We start from the raw sequence: 19183 nt of genomic DNA, 5'->3' as shown, positions 1-19183 counted from the left end.
ATGTTTATTTATATAGTTATATCGAAAATTCCGGTAGGGAAGAGCTATATCAATTCCTTCAAAGTATTCCATTAAAAGTAAACACATTTAAATCTGTTAGATATATTTATCGATCATCCCATTTATTAGACGACTATCAGTTTTTAGGCTTGTTATCTAAAAGAATGGGTGTTAGTACACCTGGATATACTTCTAGTTATATATATAGCGGTCAGCAATGGACTTCAGTAGATATTGAAAAGAAGAAAGAGAATCCTTCTGTTGCGTTTTCATCTAAAACACAAAAATATTTTAATAAAAACACCTATAGCTTAGTTTATAAATTAAGCAAAACTAACATATCTGGTTATTTGGATTATGCAGTGTTTATGTTAGTTTCGTTAAATGATAAAACGGATAGAAATGCTTCTAATGTGCAATACAATTATATTTATAATTCTGTAGAAAGACGCTATATTACCGAGCGTCGAATCTTTCCAAGATATCATGAGTTTTCTGCACTAATGTATGTGCTTTATGGTAATTCTACTTTGTTAAACAGAGATAATACTAAATGGTTTTATTCTGAAGATATTAAGTTGGAAGATCTAGAACGAGCAGAAATTCTTCCAGAAGTATGGAGTAGCAATCCTGAAAAAGTACTGTATGTTTTAAGTCATGCTAAGAGTGAGGAAGCTGTGTTTTTCGCATTACGAATTATAAAGGAGAATAAAAGTATTTTAGATTCAATTTTGTTAGAAGATTTACAACGTTTAGTTTCTCATTATCATCCTAAAGTTTTGGAGGTTATTTTAGAATCTATAAAAGATAAATATAAAAACTTACAACCTGAAGATGCTATAATGTTGGCATTATTAAGTTCTAAAAATGAAAGAGCTATAGAATTAGGACTTGGTTGGCTTAATTTTTATGAACGAGATTACTTTTCCAGAGATGAAGTTGTAATCGGTTTATTACTAACTGGTGAAGTAAAGGTTATTGATTATTTAAAAACTTTATATGGAAGTATTCCTAAATACAATTTTATACTTAATTTAAATGCTTTGAGTGGCTTGTTTCAATCACATTCTATCTATACGGAAGCTTATCTTTTAGAGGTAAACAATTTAATAGGAAATACGACTTTTGGGAGCTTATTGAGTGATGTATCTTTGGAGGAGATTAATAAATTGGCATCTTCTAATAGTGTTACAAATAAATTATTTGCGGCTAATTTAGCTAAGCACAATAAAATAGAAACATTCTTATTATTTAAAGATTCGATAGATGAATATATTAATTCTGATGATGCTAGATTAAGGCAAGTTGGTATTGAGTTGTTATCTCAGTTTCCGGATCATTTTTTACTAGAGAATAGTAAAAAGATTAGCGGTTTTTGTTTTTCTGAATACGAAGAAGTACGCACAGCAATACAACCAACTATAGAGCGTTTGGTTAATTTAGACACAGATTTCAAAACAAGTCTTTTTAATAGCTTACTTATTGTATTAATTGATGCCGAAAAATATGATGGTTTACATGCCAATTGTTACAGCTTGTTAACAGAAAACTATAAGCATTATTTAAATGATATTTCTCATGAGTTTATGTTTAAACTTGTGCTTTCTCATTATGAGTATGCTCAAAAACTTGGCCTTCCTTTATTTAAACAACATATAGATTTAAATACCTTGCCTGTTGATAAATTAGTCTCTTTAGGTAATTCAGATGTTTTTGAAATACGTAAAATGCTTCAAGATTATTTCCAGTTACACATTCCGAAGATTAATTATGAGTTAGAAAAGGCATTATTAATTTTTAACTCGACTTGGCAAGATATTATAGATTGGGCGTGCGATTATTTTGAAAGAAGTATAGAAGAAAAAAACTGGACAGTTAACATACTGTTATACGCTTGTGACCATACTAAAAATGAAGTACAAGCTTTTGGTAGAAAAATGATAACAGCTCATTTTAGCGAGGAGAAAGGTTTGCCGTTACTAATGAAACTACAAGAGCATCCTACAAAGGATATGCAGTTTTTTGTAACTAACTATTTAGAAACATATGCTAAGGATGCTCCAGATGTTATTTTAAAACTGGAAACATATTTTAAAACGAGCTTATTTAATATTAATACACATCGTGCAACTAAAACAAGAATTTATGCTTTTTTAGAACAAGAATCTGTTAAAAGTAAGGTGGTCGCCGAAATGACTGTACGTTTAATAAACAGTATTCTTGGTACAAAAACCATAAAAGATAGAAGCAATAACATTGATGTTTTACTGAGTATATATGATGTTTTTCCAGAAATTGAAGTTCCGTTATTAATAAAATCAAATTAAAAACATGCAATTTAATTATAAATACGGAGGCGGAAGTGCTGTTAATAATGGAGTGTCTAGCACTAATGTTAGTTTTGCTCCAGATGTGCTGCGTGATCCTACATTTTTTGTAGGGACTTTGGATAAAAAAATTCCGTTTAGAGAAGCTATTTCTGCATTGCATCATGTTGTGGTTGCAGATTTTAATTTTCAACCAAAAGATAATTCGGCTTACTTGGCTTGGTTAAAAGGCCAGGAAGAGATTTGGTTATCGGAGGCTAGTTCCGATTTATCCAAATTGCGTTCAGAAATTCATGAGGTACGTGCTAAAATGGAAGGACTTCGTAAAGAGCGCGATTCTATAATGAAACCTTATTATAAAGCACAAAGTGCCTATTTTAAGTTTTTGTACAAAAGAGATATGGATGCTTGGATGGTTTTAGATCCGGTAATAACGGTGCATCCAGATCAAGTTTTTTTTGAATGTTTTAGTAAAGATGAATCTGTTTACGGCAAATTATCTTGTGGATATGATGTGTTTAAAGATATTAATGAATTTAAATGTGGTACCACAAACATTGATTATTCTAAGAAATTATATGAAGAGTTTCAGAAAATAAGAACTTATAAAGAGACAGATTTTAAAATAGATCCTAAAGGTTTTGATGTTAAAACAACGGGTGAAGATAATTATAAAGAAGTAAAAATTGATTTGCCCGATAGTTGGGTTCGTGGCTTTTTACAAGTGAGTACAGCAATGACCACTAAAAAAGTATCTTTTGAACTAGAAGCTATTGATATAGCCAATTTTATTTCAGTTTTAAAAAGAAACAAAGAACGTAAAGGCCCTCGGTCTATTAAATATATCCTGAAACCAAATGAACCTATTATTGCAGTTTTCGAACCTTGGAATATTGAAATTGTTTGTAATCAATCGATTTATAAAGGAGATGAACATGAAGAAATTAGAGTTTGGGGACGCAGGCGTATTTTACTTTTAGAACGATTACTGCCAATAACCAACAAATTTAGCGTTCATCTTTTAGGTAACGGCATGCCTTCATTTTACACGGCACATTTAACCAATGACATGTATTTTACATTGGGACTTTCTGGGTGGACAGCGAACGATTGGACACAGTCTAGCCAATTAGAATTATTAGCACCTCGTACATTAGTGCCCGCTACAACTATGCAAAGTATTTATTTAGAATTACGAAATACGTGGTTTTCAAGTGAAACAGATTTGGCTAAAAACCTAAATTTAGATGTTACTACGGTTAGTAAATCCATGGAAACTTTTGCGCAAGCCGGTAAAGTAATTTATGATCTTAAAAATAAAGTTTACCGTGTACGTGAATTAAAACGTGACGGTATTGATATAGAATCGCTTCGTTTTTCTAGTGAAACAGATAAGGATGCATATAGATTAATGGAACAAGGTGCGGTTGCTAACTTAAAAATTACAGAACAGAACGGGAAAGTATTGTTAACCGCCACAGTAAGTAACAGTTATAATACGGTTGTATTAATTGATAAAGATTTAAAAATTACAGATGCTAAATGTAACTGTAATGAGTTTTATAAAAATAAAATGACAAAAGGACCTTGTGCGCATATTTTAGCTACAAGAATCACTTTTGATAAAAAATAATATTATATTTAAACCATGGTAGTAATAAGATAACAACCTTGCATTTTGATTGGTGGATCGCCAATCTTGCTTACAGATACCGAACGCGTCACTGACTCGAACTTAACTTGTGAAATAGGTACTAGTACGCCATTTCCGGTTAGACTTCTGCGAAGTGAAATAGCGTACTAGTACCTATTTCACTGGAGTTGTTCAATTCAGTCTTGAGAATCGTACGAAGGGCATTCAAAATACATCTTATTGCTACCTTTTTTTTGTTATATGAGAAATAATTCTACGGAAAGAAGACAAGAAATTTATGATAAAATAAAGGCATCTTCTAAACAAGAATATATCCTTTCGGAAATGAAACGCTTAGGGTTTTGGAATGAAGGAGAACTTGATTTTAAAGCGGTAAATACGTTTTTTAATGAAGAAAGAGAATTATCTCAGAAACTTCAAAAGCTTTTAAAAGAAAAAAAAGTTATAGAAGATCCGGAAGCTTTTCTGGCTAAAAAACACCAAGAACGCAAGCTTGCTTCTAAACAATCTCAAAAAGAAACTAAAGAACGTCGTGAAAAAGAACGCTTAGAAAAAGCCGAGAAATGGCGTGTTTCTAAAGAGAAAGATATTATTTATTTAGGTGAAAATTATTCGCATGAATTAAATGAGCAGATATCTAATACCGAACGTTTAAAATCTAAAAACTTACCGGTTTTACATACAGCCGAAGATTTAGCGAAAGCTATGAATATCTCTATTGGTGAGTTAAGGTTTTTGTCGTTTTCAAGAAAAAACTCTAAAATTAACCATTACAAAAGATTTCAAATGGCTAAAAAATCTGGAGGATATCGTTTAATTTCTGCACCTATGCCTAAGTTGAAAAAGGCACAACACTGGGTGTTAGGATCGGTTTTAAATATAGTATCTGTTCACCCAAATGCACATGGTTGCGTGATAGGAAGATCTATTAAAACTAATGCCGAACCACACGTTGGGAAAGCTGTTGTTATTAATCAAGATTTTAAGAATTTTTTCCCATCTGTAACCTATGCGCGAATTAAAGGTGTTTTTTTAGCTTTGGGTTATTCTAATCAGGTTGCAACTATTTTTTCTCTTTTATGTTCGGAACCTAAAATACTAGATGTTTCCCTTTTAGGGGAAGATTATTATGCACAACGTGGCGAACGTTTTTTACCGCAAGGCGCTCCAACAAGTCCTGCGATTACAAATATTCTTTGTAAAAAATTAGATTTTAGATTAACGGGTTTAGCTAATAAATACGGATTTATATACACGCGTTATGTAGATGATATTACATTTTCTGGCACTCATGATAGTTTTGATAAAATGACTCCGCTTTTGAAATACTCTAGATACGTTGTAAATAGTGAGAATTTTAATTTACATCCCGAAAAATTACGCATCATGAAGCGTAATGCTAAACAAGAGGTTACAGGTGTTGTTGTTAACGAAAAAACTAATATTCCAAAAGGAGATTTAAAACGTTTTAGAGCACTTCTATTCCAAATAGAGAAAGATGGTATAGAAGGTAAATATTGGACTAAAGGTGGTAATGTTTTGGCTCAAATAGATGGATATGCGAATTATATTTTTCAAATAGAACCAGAAAAAGGTGTACTGTATAAAAAACGCGTAAATGTTATTTTAGAAAAATATAATTACAAGGAAAAGCATAAAGCAACTTATGTTCCTAAAGTTTTAGATAAACGTGAGAAGGCTAATAAACCGGATTCTGGTGGTGGTATTTTTAAGAAAATTATGTCTTTCTTTAAAAAATAGAAATATTCATTAATTGATAGCATTTACTTGGCGGATGCTTGCGGGAGTGATAGAAGCGGCATCCTTTTTTACTTGATAGGACTTATTATGCAAATTAGAAATTAGATTTCTAATATTGCTTTGAAGGTCACTTTAATAACCCTCTAAAAAAGATATAGTGGATAGCACGGTTTTTATTTTTCTTAAAAACCCGCCCAAAAAATCTTTGTTATTTTAGCTTAAGTTGGAATTTGAACTAAAATAGCAGTGCCTTTATTTTTTTTACTTTTTATTGAAAGCTGCCCTTTTAGGATATTGATGCGTTCGGTCATGGTTTTTAACCCGAGACTATTTAGGGTAATAGTATCGTCGATATCAAAACCATTACCGTTGTCCCTTATTAAAACTTTAATGCCGTTTTTTTGTTTTAAAATATTTACAAACAAGGTGCTGGCGTTGGCATGTTTAATAACATTACTAATAGATTCTTGTATAAATCTATAAAAATTAAGAGTTTCTACGTCATCGAAACGTGTGTTAACATCGTCTATTTCTAGGGTTACAAAAAGGTCTGTGGTTTCGTCTAATTCGAATAATAATTTTTGAATACTACTGGTTAAACCTAGTTTTGTTAATGTAATTGGGTATAAATCCCGTGATATATGTCTGACTTCTTCTAGAGTATTTTGCACGAGCAAGGATAATTCTGGTTGCTCTAATGCTTGGGTTTTCCATTTTAGAAGTACTAGTTGTTGGCCAACACTATCGTGTAAATCTTTAGAAATACGTGTGCGTTCTTGTTCTTGGGTTTTGATTAGCTCTTGAGAAAAGCCTTGCTGTACAAATTCGCGGTGTTTGGCATTGGCGTAAGAGCGATAAAATAATATGCAGGCAAATAAAACTAGCATGCTAATTATTCCGAAGGTTAATTGTTGCGTTTTGTTTTTATTTTCAACATTGAGTAACTCTATATTGGTGTTTTGAGCTTCTATTTTTCGGTCTCGTTTTTCAGTTTCGTAAAGTGTTTGGAAATAGGCAAGCGTTTTTGTGTTTTGCACGCTATTAATAGAATCTTTTAAGGTATAATAACTTACTAAGTGTTCATTTGCTTTTTGCAAATTGTTGGTTGCTTGGTATACTTTGGCTATAAATTTTTCGGCAAGCATAATTTCTTCATACCCGCGTTTTTGTTTTCTTAGGGTTAAATATTCTTTCCCATACGTAAGAGCGTTAGAGTAGTTGCCTTTTTGGTATTCTAGTGATTTTAAAGCAAAAATGTATGATTCATGATTTTTACTAGACTTATTATTTAAATAGATTTGCTTTAGTTCTTTAAAGTGCGCTTCAGCTAAATTGGTACTATCACTTTCGGAATAGGCTATTACTAATTCGGCTAAAATAGTTGACTTTAAATACATCTCGTTTTCAGATTTGGCATTGCAATCTATTGATTTTTTTAAGTGTGCTATTTGTTTTTTATAGTCAGCTGTTTTTCTGTAATCGCTTGCAGCGTTGAAGTATAAACTAATAAGGTGATCGTTTCTGTCATCTTGTTTGGCGAGTTCTATGGCTTCATTTCGTTCTTTTTCGGCTTCTTTAAAAAAAGCGTTTTTGCTGTACAGCACGGATAGTGCATTTTTTGATGATAGTATGTTGAAGTTATCTTTTACTTCTGTAAATATATCTATGGCCGTTTTTAAACTTTTTGAAGCTTCGGTAAATTTACCTAAATCAGATTCTGTGTAACCTAAATACAAGTGAGCGAAACCTGCTAAGCGTGTTTTATTATATTTTTGCGCGTATACAATGGTTTTGTTGTAGTATTTAATAGCTGTATTTACATCGTTTAGGTAGTAATAACTATCGGCTACATTTAAGTACAATCTTGTTAGAGCATAGCTGTTCTGCATATGCTCGTAAGTTTTAATGTGTTGTTTATAAAGTTTTAGGCCTTCTTCAGGTTTGCTTGTTATGTTGTTTTTGTAGTAGATTAAATCGGCAATATGATTACCTGCAAGTTCTAACGAATCTAATTTTAAAGCAAGATTTATAGTTTGGTTTACAATAGTATCATACTGTAAATCTGTTTTGTATTTAACAATAGAAACTAGGCTATCCATCCATTTTAGACGTTGTCCATTTTGAGACTTTTGGATGTTTGAATTTATCTGGGAAATAGATTTTTCTATATCCGATTGTTGTGCGCTTATACTAAATACTGTTATAAGGGAAATATAGAAAAGTACTAACTTCATGGTAGTTAGGGTTTGGTCTTCTAAATATATGCGATTTGTGCGACAAAAAATAAAAAAGCCTCGAAAAAACTTCGAGGCTAATAATATTATGGAATATTTAAATATTTATGGGTTTGTAATGATACTTTCCATTTTGGATTTTTCATGACGTAATCTACAATTTCCGGAACCACTTTATCGCGTTTGCTCCATTCAGGTTGTAAGTATAAAATACAGTCTTTATTTACTTTTGCAGCTTGTTCTTCGGCGAAGCGAAAATCATCATTATTGTAAATAATTACTTTAAGTTCATGTGCATTATCATAAACTTCTTTAGTGGGAAGTTTCATTTTTTTTGGAGAAAGGCAAATCCAATCCCAAATACCGGTTAGTTTATAAGCTCCCGATGTTTCAATATGCACCTGTAATCCTTCAGCTTTAAGCTGTGTTGTTAAAGGCGTCATATCCCAAGTTAACGGCTCACCTCCAGTAATTACAATAGTATCACTATGTTTTTTAGCGTTTTCAACAATATTAGAAATTAATGTAGGTGGGTGTAGGTTGGCATTCCAACTCTCTTTTACATCGCACCAATGGCAGCCTACATCGCATCCACCAACACGAATAAAATATGCTGCGGTACCTTTATGAAAGCCTTCTCCTTGAATGGTATAAAACTCCTCCATTAAAGGCAACATCTCTCCTTTGTCAACTAATTGTTGTATTTCTTTTTTCATAAGTCCGCAAAGATACGGATTTCATTAGTTTTTATAGAAATTTTGTTTTACATTCGAAGTCACATATAGTAATCTTTATTCTCTCAAAAGAACTAATAAAAATGAAAAGGTATTCCCTCATGCTTGCGCTATGCGTTAGCTTTTTCTGTGCACAATCTCAAGTAGGAATTGGCACAACAACACCCGATGACGGATCAGTTTTACAAATAGATAGTAAAGTAGGTGCTTTTGTTCCTCCTCGAATGACATTTAGTGAAATGTCTGCGATTACAACTCCTTTAGATGGTGCTTTGGTTTTTAATACAACCCACAACACTTATTTTGTATATAGAAATGGTGTTTGGTCTAGTCAAACAAATGCGAGCTTAATATTAAATAAAAATTATCCAGCAGGGAATAGTGCGCTTTCTGCACCAAATGATACTTATGTTGATTTTCCTATAGGGCCGTCAGATATAATTGCTACAAACTCCAGCACATACGATGTTACTACTAATGGCACGGTTAGAATAAAAGAAGACGGGAATTATTGGTTTAGTGCTGCGCTATCAACGAGTAATATGCCAGGTGGTAATAAAAAATATATTATAGCGCTTGATGTTAATGGGGCATTAGTAGCATATTTAACAAGAGGGTTTTCTAGCTTGCCAGCTTCTGGTACAGATTATTGGGGAACAAGCGGAAATGTTATGTATCCCATATCAGCTAACGACGTGATAACGATGAAATATGTATTAAATAATGGCGGCAGTCCTTTAAATGCTAAATTTATTAATATTGGTATCAGTCGGCTTAATTAATTTTGTTATTGATAAGTTTTCTAGCTATATTCGATGAATAATTAAAATAAACTAGCTCCCTAAGGCTATATTAAAATGAAAAAATTCTCCCTTATGCTCGCGCTATGCGCTAGTTTTTTCTGTGCGCAATCTCAGGTAGGTATCGGTACTACAAGTCCAGACAATTCTTCAATTTTAGATGTTGACTCAGATAGTAAAGGTATTTTAATACCTCGATTAACTACTACCCAAAGAAATAGCATAGTATCACCTGCTATAGGTTTATTGATATTCAATACTACAACAAGTAAGTTTGAGTTTAATTCTGGATCGGTAGTAACTCCAATATGGAATCCGATAAACTCGCATGCTACGGTAAGTGCTGACCCTGGAAATATATTAGGTTCAGGAACAGATTCTGGAGCATATATAGGTTTTACAACCTATATCGGTAAATTTATTATTACCAATACCGGAACTCAAACTATTACAGGTTTACCATTTGAACCAAGCTCGATTAAGTTTTCGGCTTATGCCAACGTAGAGACTGAAAATATAAATGGTGATAACGGAACATCTAATAACGACAATAGTTTCCAGAATGCATTTGGATCTATGCAAGGTTATGCCACTAACTATAGCGGAATAGATCAACAAGTTATTTTTAATGGAGGAAACGGTAACTCTATTAACGATATTTCTAGATATGCTTCTAGTTCTAGAGCCATAGGTATACGCTACGGAAATCAAAACGGGGATAACTTGGGTTTAACAGCAGCTGAAGTTACAAGTTTTAATGCCGATGGTTTTTCTATCAATGTTACTGATAGAATAGAGAATATTGTTGTTATTTATGAAGCTTACAGGTAATAAACTTTTGGTAAATAGAAATTAAAGGTTCTATGTCTTTCCATTGAAACCATATTTTTTTCTTCATCTTATTTACTGTATTTTTATGCAAAATATACAGTATGAGTAAGACAGATACTTTTTTTAAATACATTACAGAAGGAAATGCTACAAAAGGAGATTTTATAGCCGTAGGTTCTGCTATGTTAGATGGTGAAACCGTTACAGGTGCCCATGTGAAAATTCCTTTAAAAACCATGAATCGTCACGGTTTAATTGCTGGTGCCACTGGTACGGGTAAAACAAAATCGCTTCAGGTTTTAGCAGAAAATTTAAGTGATAAAGGTATTCCTGTTTTATTAATGGATATTAAAGGTGATTTAAGTGGTTTGGCACAACCAAGTCCGGGTCATGCAAAAATTGATGAACGTCACGAAAAAATTGGTTTACCTTTTGATGCCAAAGCTTTTCCTGTAGAACTTTTAACCCTATCTGAACAAGATGGAGTTAGGCTTCGTGCAACGGTTAGTGAATTTGGTCCTGTATTATTATCTCGAGTTTTAGATTTAACCGATACACAATCGGGAGTAGTAGCTGTTATTTTTCAGTATTGTGACGATAATAAACTGCCATTATTAGATTTAAAAGATTTTAAAAAAATACTTCAATATACTACGCAAGAAGGTAAAGCTGAATTTACGGAATCTTACGGACGTATTTCAACAGCATCCACCGGAGCTATTTTACGAAAAGTTATAGAGTTAGAACAACAAGGAGCCGATTTGTTTTTTGGTGAAAAATCTTTCGATACGCAAGATTTGCTGCGTATTGATGATAACGGTCGTGGTTATATAAACATCCTTCGTTTAACCGATATTCAAGATCGCCCAAAATTATTTTCAACCTTTATGTTGAGTTTGTTGGCCGAAATATATTCAACCTTCCCAGAACAAGGCGATAGCGATAGACCAGAACTTATTTTGTTTATAGACGAAGCGCATTTAATTTTTAACGAGGCTTCAAAAGCCTTATTAAATCAAATTGAGAGCATTGTAAAACTAATTAGAAGTAAAGGTGTTGGCTTATATTTTGTAACACAAAACCCTACTGATGTTCCCGAAGCTGTATTGGGCCAGTTAGGTTTAAAAATTCAGCATGCTTTAAGAGCTTTTACCGCTAAAGATAGAAAGGCCATTAAGTTAACGGCACAAAACTACCCAGATTCTGAATATTATGATACTACAGAGGTTTTGACATCTTTAGGAATTGGAGAAGCGTTAGTTTCTGCATTAGATGAAAAAGGACGACCAACACCATTGGCTGCCACCATGATGCGTGCGCCTATGAGTAGAATGGATGTTCTTACCGATATGGAGCTAAGTAGCTTGCTAGCAAAATCTAAAATGGTTAAAAAATACAATGAAACCATTGATAGAGAGAGTGCTTACGAAATGCTTAATGAAAAAATAAAACAAGCTGAAGCAGACGAAGCTAAAGAAAAAGCTAAAAAAGAACAAGAGGCTCTTAAAAAAGCAGAATCTAAAAGAAAAACTACGACAAGACGTAAAAGCACAGCCATGAACCCAATAATTAAAGTGCTTACGAGTGCAACATTTATTCGTTCGGTTTTTGGTATTTTAACCAAAGTGTTAAAAAAATAAGTAGCTTCTTTTTTAATAGAAATTAAATAAACGAAATATCATTATGTATAAAATACTTTGTAGCCTATTTTGTTTAGCAGTCGTTTTTACTAGCTGTAAGAAAGACCAAGATCCTTTTGAGATTTCAAAACACCACATAGGTTTATTAACCGATTCCACGGAAGTTAAAGACATCAAAAATATTTATGCCAACGATTCTATTGTGAGGTTTATAGGTGGTGATGAGTTTTTAGGAAACGTTAATAATATTGAGATTTTTGAAAAAGGCGGAAAGAAATTATTAACCTTAATGCCTAAACATGCGTTAGATTCTACATCTACAATATCTGGTATTCGTATTATAGATGCTCGTTTTGTAACCGATAAAAATTTATCTACCATAAGTGTATTTAAAGATATTAGAAACCATTACAGAATTTCACGTATTAGCAATTTAATTAATTCTATTGTTATTATTGTAGAAGATATTAATGCAAGTTTCACTATTGATAAAAAGGAATTACCTGCCAATTTAAGGTTCGATATGGACTTGAAGTTTGAGAGTGCCCACATTCCTGATCAGGCTAAAATAAAGTATTTCTTTATTAACTGGTTGGATTAAATAGACTTCAAAATGAATCCATTTTTATCCAAAATATTAGTAGATATTGCCCGAAAGCAGCTTAAGAAAAAAGAAGCTAGCGCTGAAGGTAAGGCCGTAAGTATAAAACAAATTGTACCTCTAGTTCGTAAATTTCAGGTCGAGCTATCCCATGCTATAAAAGAATATATTTTTATAATCATAGGTGTGTTTTCTGCTGGTTTTGGTTTAAAAGGCTTTTTATTACCCAATAAATTTATCGATGGTGGTGCAACGGGTATTTCTTTATTATTAGAAAATGTAACCTCTATAGAACTCGGACTCTTACTGGTTTTAGTAAATATCCCTTTTTTAATTCTAGCTTCTAAAACTATAGGTAATAAATTTGCCTTAAAAAGTATTGCAGCCATTACACTTCTAGCTTTTGTGGTACATTTTGTAGAATACCCTATCATTACTGAAGATAAATTATTAATAGCAGTTTTTGGTGGTTTTTTTCTTGGTTTAGGTATTGGTTTGTCCATGCGTGGAGGAAGTGTTATTGATGGTACCGAGGTCTTAGCTATTTATTTAGGACGAAAATTATCGTTAACTATTGGCGATGTATTGTTACTAATTAATATCGTTATATTTTCAATAGGCGCTTATGTATTATCCATTGAAATTGCGCTTTACGCGATATTAACCTATTTATCTGCGGCAAAAACAGTAGATTTTGTTGTAGATGGTGTTGAGGAATATGTAGGTGTTACTATTATTTCTAATAAGCATGAAGAATTGCGTATTATGTTAACTGAAAAGTTGCGTCGAGCCTGCACTATTTATGCAGGAAAAGGTGGTTACGGAACTAATGGCGACAGTTATGATAAAGATATAATCTATACCATTGTTACGCGATTAGAGCTCGCCAGATTACAAACCGAAATAGATAAAATAGACAGAAACGCGTTTATTGTTATGGGTATTGTAAAAGATTTAAAAGGTGGTATGATTAAGCGAAAACCTATGAAATAAAAGTGATAATTTAAACAAATAGTGTGAAGGAGTATTTTAGTAACGGAAAATTATTGATTTCTGGAGAATATGTTGTTTTAGATGGAGCCATTTCTTTGGCTGTACCAACTAAGTGCGGACAATCGTTAATTGTTGAAAGCATCAATGACGCTAAAATTATTTGGAAAAGTTTAGACGAAAAGGGAATGGTTTGGTTCGAAAAAGAGTTTGAATTAGTAAACCATACTATTCAAAACTCAAGTGAAACCGATGAGACTTCTATTAGGTTAATAGAAATATTAAAAGCAGCTAAAGCGCTCAATCTAGAGTTTTTGAGAGATGGAATAGGATATAAGGTAACGACGAAATTAGATTTTCCTAAAAATTGGGGTTTGGGCACATCATCAACTTTAATTAATAATATTGCTAATTGGGCAAAAGTTGATGCGTATCAACTTTTGGAAAAAACTTTCGGTGGTAGCGGTTATGATATTGCTTGCGCTAAAAATAATTCGGCCATTACCTATCAATTAAAGCCGGATGCTATAGATGTTATTCGGTTAAGCTTTAATCCAACCTTTAAGAAGAATCTTTATTTTATTCATTTAAACCAGAAACAAAATAGTCGTGATGGTATTAAACATTATCGTGAGCATAAAGGTGATTTACTCGATTATATAAAAGAAATTGATGTTATTACCGAGCAGATGATACATGCTGAAACTTTGGAGGTGTTTCAAGTTTTAATAGAAAAGCACGAATCTATAATTGGAAAAATAACAAAGCAAGTACCTGTTAAAGAAAGGTTGTTTAACGATTTCAAAGGCGCTATTAAAAGTCTTGGCGCTTGGGGTGGAGATTTTGTTTTAGCAACAGCTAAACAAGATCCAACTGCGTATTTTAAAGCTAAAGGTTATGATACCGTATTAGCTTATCAAGATATGGTGCTTTAATTTTTATAAAGAAAGCATTAACTATTATAAGAACAAATAATCTTTTAAATATATCGCATAAAAAAGCCTCAAATTAATGAGGCTTTTTTTATATAATTAAAATCGGTTCGTTTTATTGAACTTGAGATTTTGCTCTATTATCTTCAATTGCAGCGGCATCTTTTAATGCGTTGTATAATTTAGAATTTACAACATTAGATTTTTGTTGTTCAACTCTATTAGCAGCAGCTTGGTAGTTGTCTAATGGAGCTGCAGGAGTTACTTTAGTAACTTGAATCATGTAAACACCGTTAGCACCATCTATTAATTTAGAAGTTTCTCCTTCTTTTAATCCAAATGCAGCACCAACAACTAATGGCTCTCTACCTGCTCCAGAAATAGTTGGGTTTTTCATATTGATAGCAGAAGCTGTACGTACACTTTTCTTTTGTGCGGCAGCTAAATTATCCAAAGTTGTAGCAGAAATTTGATCTCTAAGCATTGCTGCTTTTTTCTCTTTTCTTAAAATAGGTAAAACAGTAACTGTAGCATCATCTGCAGACATTAAACCTGCATCATGTTTTGCAACTAATTGAGCAATTACATAACCGTTTGTAATGTTGAAACGTTTTAAGTCTCCTACTTGAGCGTCAGCTTCAAATGCCCAACGTACAATTGGTCTTTGGTTACCAACACCAGGTATAGTTTCATCTAGAGCTTTAATCCCATTAACAGGGCGCACTGTGTAATTTTTTTCTTTTGCTAATGCTTCATAATCTTTGTCTACAGCTGAGATTTCAAAACTAGAAGCATCTCTAAATACTTTATCAACAGTAGCGTCAGATGGTTCAATCTTTCTAGCTAATGTTCCTACTTTTACAGCTTTAGTTTTGTTTTTCTGTCCTTCAACTTCAATAATATGAAAACCGAATATTGTTTTTACAATTCCTAAATCTCCAGTTGAACCTTCGAATTCAAAATCATTAAATTCTGGAACCATAGTATTGTATGCATGCCAATCGTAACGACCACCATTTTCAACACTTCCTTGGTCTGTAGAGAATTCTGTTACAAATTCAGGAAATTTAGAACGGTTAGATTTTAAAATTGTTAAAAGGCTATCAGCAGTTGCTTTCGCTTGTGCTTCTGTTTGTGTTGCTTGAGCTCCTGAACTTTTTGTTCCAATAAAAGGAATTAAGATATGACGAACTTTAGCTGAATCTGGAATTTGTTTTACAGCAACTATTTTTGAGATTTTGTAGTAGCCATTATCTTTATAAGGACCATAAACATCACCTTCATTTAAGTTATAGATAGTATCTGCAACAGCAGATGGTAAGCTAGATTTAAATACAAAACGATCGTCAAATTTAATATCAGAATTAGAGTTGATAAAATCTTCGTTATTTTTTGTGTTTAAAAAACCAGTGATATTTTCGTTAGATTTAATACCGTCGTTATATTCAACACGGTCAGATAATAATTTTGTTAACTCTGCTTTTATTGCATTTTCATCTTCTACGCTTGCAAATTCTTTAAATTCAACAAAACGAATATCACGAGATGCTTCAACTTCGTATTTCTTAGCATTTTTACTTATATAGCTAGAAATATCAGATTTAGAAACTTTTACTAAGCTATCAGCAATAGAAGTATAAGGAACTTGCACATATTTAATATCTACTTTGTTATTCTCAAGCATGTAATCTAGTTCACCTTCAGCAAGTGTTCCTGTTAAACCAGCTTTAACTAAGTTAAAGTAGTTTTGTTGTAATGCATTGTTTGCTAATTGCTTTTCGTAATTAACCCAACTTTCATAACCTGCAGGCGATGTTTCTTTTAGGTTAGCGATATATTCATTAAGTTTTGCTTCGTCAAACAAACCAGCTTCGTTTAAAAACTCAGGGCTAGATGCAAGCGCTGTTTTTAATAAATCTTTCATTTGGTCTTTCTCAACAGAAATACCTAGTTTTTCAAATTGAGCACCCATTACAGCTTCACGTACTTCTTGATCCCAAACACGGTTCATCACCTGTGTGCTTGTTGCACTTGCACCTGCTTGGCGTTGTGCTACATCTACTTTTTGAAGAAATGATTCGCGAGTAATATCTGTACCATTAACAGTACCAACAATATTTTGCGATTTTGCTGAAAGTGCATCACTATTTTTAAATAAATCTGCTAATACAAAGGAAAATAACGCTAACGCTATTATCAAGATTAAGAATAATGAACGTTGTCTGATTTTATTTAAAACTGCCATCTGTAATTAAAATGTTTTATAATAAATCCGTTATATAGGATTTAGCTTGTTATTATTGGTTGTCAATTTACGACTAAATTGATGAAAATATCGTGCGCGAAAATACCATTTTCTATTTAATAATGAAAGGGTTATTTTGTGTTTTGTTTAATGTCGCGATTTGTAAGTGTAATTAATGGTGTTATTGATAGTAAGTTGAAGGGGTTTATTAAAAAATGATCACTTTTTAAAAAGGAAAAATAATAGTAAAATGGACTTGAAATTATGAATTGGGATTCACTAAAATATTAGTCTTCTTCAACTAATTTAAGCTCAACTAAGTCAATTTTTGTGTTTGAAACCTCTAAAATTGTAAATTGAAAGTTTTCCATTCTTACCACTTCGTTCTGTTCCGGTATTTGTTGGGTATGGTTTACAATTAAACCTCCTAAAGTTTCGTAGTTTTCACTTTCTGGTAGATTAATTTTATAAGTTTCATTTAAATAATCTACTTCCAAACGCGCCGAAAAATTAAAACTATCATCTTCTAGCTTCTCTTCAATTAAATCTACAGTATCGTGTTCGTCTTCAATTTCACCAAAAAGTTCTTCTACAATATCTTCTACCGTCATAATACCTGCGGTTCCACCATATTCATCTAGAACAACAGCTATACTTCTATGTTTTTTTGTAAGCACACCAAGTACATCTTTTATTAAAACCGTTTCGGGTACAAACTCTACAGGCAACATCATGGCCTTAATGGTTTTTGGTTTTTTAAAGAGTTCGAAAGAATGGGCGTAACCTAAAATATCGTCTATAGTTTCTTTATAAACTAAAATTTTTGTGCAACCCGTTTCGGTGAAAAGTGCATTTAGGCTTTTAATAGATTCGTTAATTTCTACGGCAATAATTTCCGTTCTTGGCACCATAACTTCGCGTGCTTTTACTTCGGAAAACTCTAATGCATTTTGAAATATTTGAATTTCGGTATCTACATCGTCATGTTCTTCTACAGATTCCATTTGTTCGGTAATATAATTACCTAGTTCTACTTTTGTGAAGGCTAGTTGAATTTGGTCGCCTTCAGTTTTAAAAAAAGCTCTTAGAACATTATCGGAAATCCAGATAACAAAATCGGATATCAGGCTAAATAAGATATAAAAAATATATGCGGGTATGGCTAAAGCTTTAATTAATTTATTCGCATAAATCTGAAAAAAGACCTTAGGTAAAAATTCCGCAGTTATTAAAATGACTATAGTCGAAATTATAGTTTGCGTTAATAAACTTAAATCGTTAAGTAAATAATTGAGAGGAGAATAAGGTGTTGGCAACATAGATCGAAACCAATCTACCAATAAATCGCCCATAAAAAAACCATATATAACCAGAGCTATATTGTTGCCAATAAGCATGGTGGTTATAAATTTTGATGGTTTTACTGTAAGTTTGCTAAGTATTTTAGCTAGTAAGCCTTCTTGTTTTTTTTCAATTTCAATATGAATTTTGTTTGAAGACACATAAGCAATCTCCATCCCTGAGAAAAAAGCAGAAAGGATTAATGATACAATTATGATAATAGCATAAATGCCCATTTATTTAGAGTTGTTGGCTTTGTTTTCAAATCGACGTCTAAAAAAGAACATAAATATAGCTATAGCCAATAGAAAAAGACTTAAGTATGCACGACTTCTATCTATACTCCATGTTTTAAAAACATCATAGATTAAGAAAATAGCAAATGCTAAATATAAAAATTTTGAAAATTTCAAATAGTTCATTAGTTGATTTTTATTCTAGTACAAAGATAATTAAAATATTAGCAGTACGATTTTATTTATAATACTGTTTTAGTTTGAATTATTTGTGGTGTAAAATGTAAGAGGGAATATAGTGAAAGTGGATTTTGACTAATCTTCCATAGTGATAATACCTGTAACTTCTAATACTTCTGCTTTTTTGAATTTAGTATCAGAATCAAAGCCATTACCTTGAATAACGTCTGTTTTAGTTTGAAAAGTAACCGCGTTATTGGTAAATAGCCATTGCTTTTTTTGATCATAAAAAAGTTGATCAGATTTTAAAACATTACCATCTTGGGTTGTTATAACCACGTTGCCTTGTAAGTCGATTAAATCGGTTTCAGAATAAATAATGGCATAGTCTGAGATAATAGTGCTTTTTTGATTTTTGTCGTCGTATAGATATAATGTTAGACCATCAACAAATTCATTGTATGGAAAATCTCGATTAGAGTAATCGAGCATTTTTGTACTGATTAAATTAGCGGTAACACGACCAGAATCGGTGTGTTTTAAATTAATATTTTCAGCGACACCAATAGGCTCGTTTTCCGAAACTCCAATTTTTTGAACCTCCTTTAAACTGTTATTACATGAAAAAAACATAGCCATGCAAATGAGCATGACTATGTTTAATATATTATATGTGT

General features: G+C 32.2%; 15 protein-coding genes (1 of these 15 running past the window's edge). 9 read left to right on the top strand and 6 right to left on the bottom strand.

The features are described from left to right. The 3 genes from GQR98_RS04010 to GQR98_RS04000 all read left to right on the top strand — a co-directional run. Positions 1 to 2327 carry the 3' portion of a WGR domain-containing protein gene (locus tag GQR98_RS04010; protein ID WP_159018392.1) on the top strand. 718 nt of this gene lie to the left of the window's left edge, so the window shows 2327 of its 3045 coding nt (coding positions 719-3045); its start codon lies off the left edge, out of view; the stop codon is at positions 2325 to 2327. A gap of 4 nt (positions 2328 to 2331) precedes the next feature. Next, the gene (locus GQR98_RS04005; RefSeq protein WP_159018391.1) at positions 2332 to 3960 is read left to right on the top strand and encodes an SWIM zinc finger family protein; all 1629 of its coding nucleotides are present in this window, start codon (positions 2332 to 2334) and stop codon (positions 3958 to 3960) included. A gap of 261 nt (positions 3961 to 4221) precedes the next feature. Beyond that, on the top strand, positions 4222 to 5742 hold the full coding sequence (locus GQR98_RS04000; RefSeq protein ID WP_159018390.1) for a reverse transcriptase family protein: 1521 nt from the start codon (positions 4222 to 4224) through the stop codon (positions 5740 to 5742). Positions 5743 to 5960: 218 nt separating this feature from the next. Here the strand turns inward: GQR98_RS04000 and GQR98_RS03995 are convergent, their stop codons facing one another. Together GQR98_RS03995 and GQR98_RS03990 are read right to left on the bottom strand one after the other, a co-directional pair. Next, positions 5961 to 7976, bottom strand: coding sequence for a sensor histidine kinase (locus GQR98_RS03995; RefSeq protein ID WP_159018389.1), 2016 nt, complete (start codon positions 7974 to 7976; stop codon positions 5961 to 5963). A gap of 86 nt (positions 7977 to 8062) precedes the next feature. Then, complete coding sequence (locus tag GQR98_RS03990) at positions 8063 to 8692, bottom strand: 7-carboxy-7-deazaguanine synthase QueE (protein ID WP_159018388.1); 630 nt, start codon at positions 8690 to 8692, stop codon at positions 8063 to 8065. 101 nt (positions 8693 to 8793) lie between these two features. On the opposite strand from GQR98_RS03990, the gene GQR98_RS03985 reads away from it, so the two are divergent. The 6 genes from GQR98_RS03985 to GQR98_RS03960 all read left to right on the top strand — a co-directional run bounded on the left by GQR98_RS03985 (position 8794) and on the right by GQR98_RS03960 (position 14507). Then, complete coding sequence (locus GQR98_RS03985; protein ID WP_159018387.1) at positions 8794 to 9492, top strand: hypothetical protein; 699 nt, start codon at positions 8794 to 8796, stop codon at positions 9490 to 9492. 75 nt (positions 9493 to 9567) lie between these two features. Then, a complete protein-coding gene (locus GQR98_RS03980; protein ID WP_159018386.1) occupies positions 9568 to 10341 on the top strand; it encodes a hypothetical protein in 774 nt (257 codons plus the stop codon). 101 nt (positions 10342 to 10442) lie between these two features. Further along, positions 10443 to 11981, top strand: a complete 1539-nt coding sequence (locus tag GQR98_RS03975) for a helicase HerA-like domain-containing protein (RefSeq protein ID WP_159018385.1) — start codon at positions 10443 to 10445, stop codon at positions 11979 to 11981. A gap of 43 nt (positions 11982 to 12024) precedes the next feature. After that, on the top strand, positions 12025 to 12582 hold the full coding sequence (locus tag GQR98_RS03970; RefSeq protein WP_159018384.1) for a hypothetical protein: 558 nt from the start codon (positions 12025 to 12027) through the stop codon (positions 12580 to 12582). Between the two features lie 12 nt (positions 12583 to 12594). Then, positions 12595 to 13575, top strand: coding sequence for a YitT family protein (locus GQR98_RS03965; protein ID WP_159018383.1), 981 nt, complete (start codon positions 12595 to 12597; stop codon positions 13573 to 13575). A 23-nt stretch (positions 13576 to 13598) separates the two neighbouring features. After that, the gene (locus GQR98_RS03960) at positions 13599 to 14507 is read left to right on the top strand and encodes a GYDIA family GHMP kinase (RefSeq protein WP_159018382.1); all 909 of its coding nucleotides are present in this window, start codon (positions 13599 to 13601) and stop codon (positions 14505 to 14507) included. A gap of 112 nt (positions 14508 to 14619) precedes the next feature. Here GQR98_RS03960 and GQR98_RS03955 read toward each other — a convergent pair whose 3' ends face one another. From GQR98_RS03955 to lptC, 4 genes are all read right to left on the bottom strand, one after another. Continuing rightward, a complete protein-coding gene (locus tag GQR98_RS03955; protein ID WP_159018381.1) occupies positions 14620 to 16749 on the bottom strand; it encodes a peptidylprolyl isomerase in 2130 nt (709 codons plus the stop codon). Between the two features lie 287 nt (positions 16750 to 17036). After that, complete coding sequence (locus GQR98_RS03950; RefSeq protein ID WP_159018380.1) at positions 17037 to 18326, bottom strand: hemolysin family protein; 1290 nt, start codon at positions 18324 to 18326, stop codon at positions 17037 to 17039. Further along, a complete protein-coding gene (locus GQR98_RS03945) occupies positions 18327 to 18512 on the bottom strand; it encodes a hypothetical protein (RefSeq protein ID WP_159018379.1) in 186 nt (61 codons plus the stop codon). Between the two features lie 129 nt (positions 18513 to 18641). Continuing rightward, on the bottom strand, positions 18642 to 19157 hold the full coding sequence (gene lptC, locus GQR98_RS03940) for an LPS export ABC transporter periplasmic protein LptC (protein WP_233268072.1): 516 nt from the start codon (positions 19155 to 19157) through the stop codon (positions 18642 to 18644). Between the last annotated feature and the right edge of the window lie 26 nt (positions 19158 to 19183).

The organism is Algibacter sp. L3A6, from assembly GCF_009796825.1.
Taxonomy (GTDB): domain Bacteria; phylum Bacteroidota; class Bacteroidia; order Flavobacteriales; family Flavobacteriaceae; genus Algibacter.
This window is presented reverse-complemented; position numbering and strand designations above follow the sequence as displayed.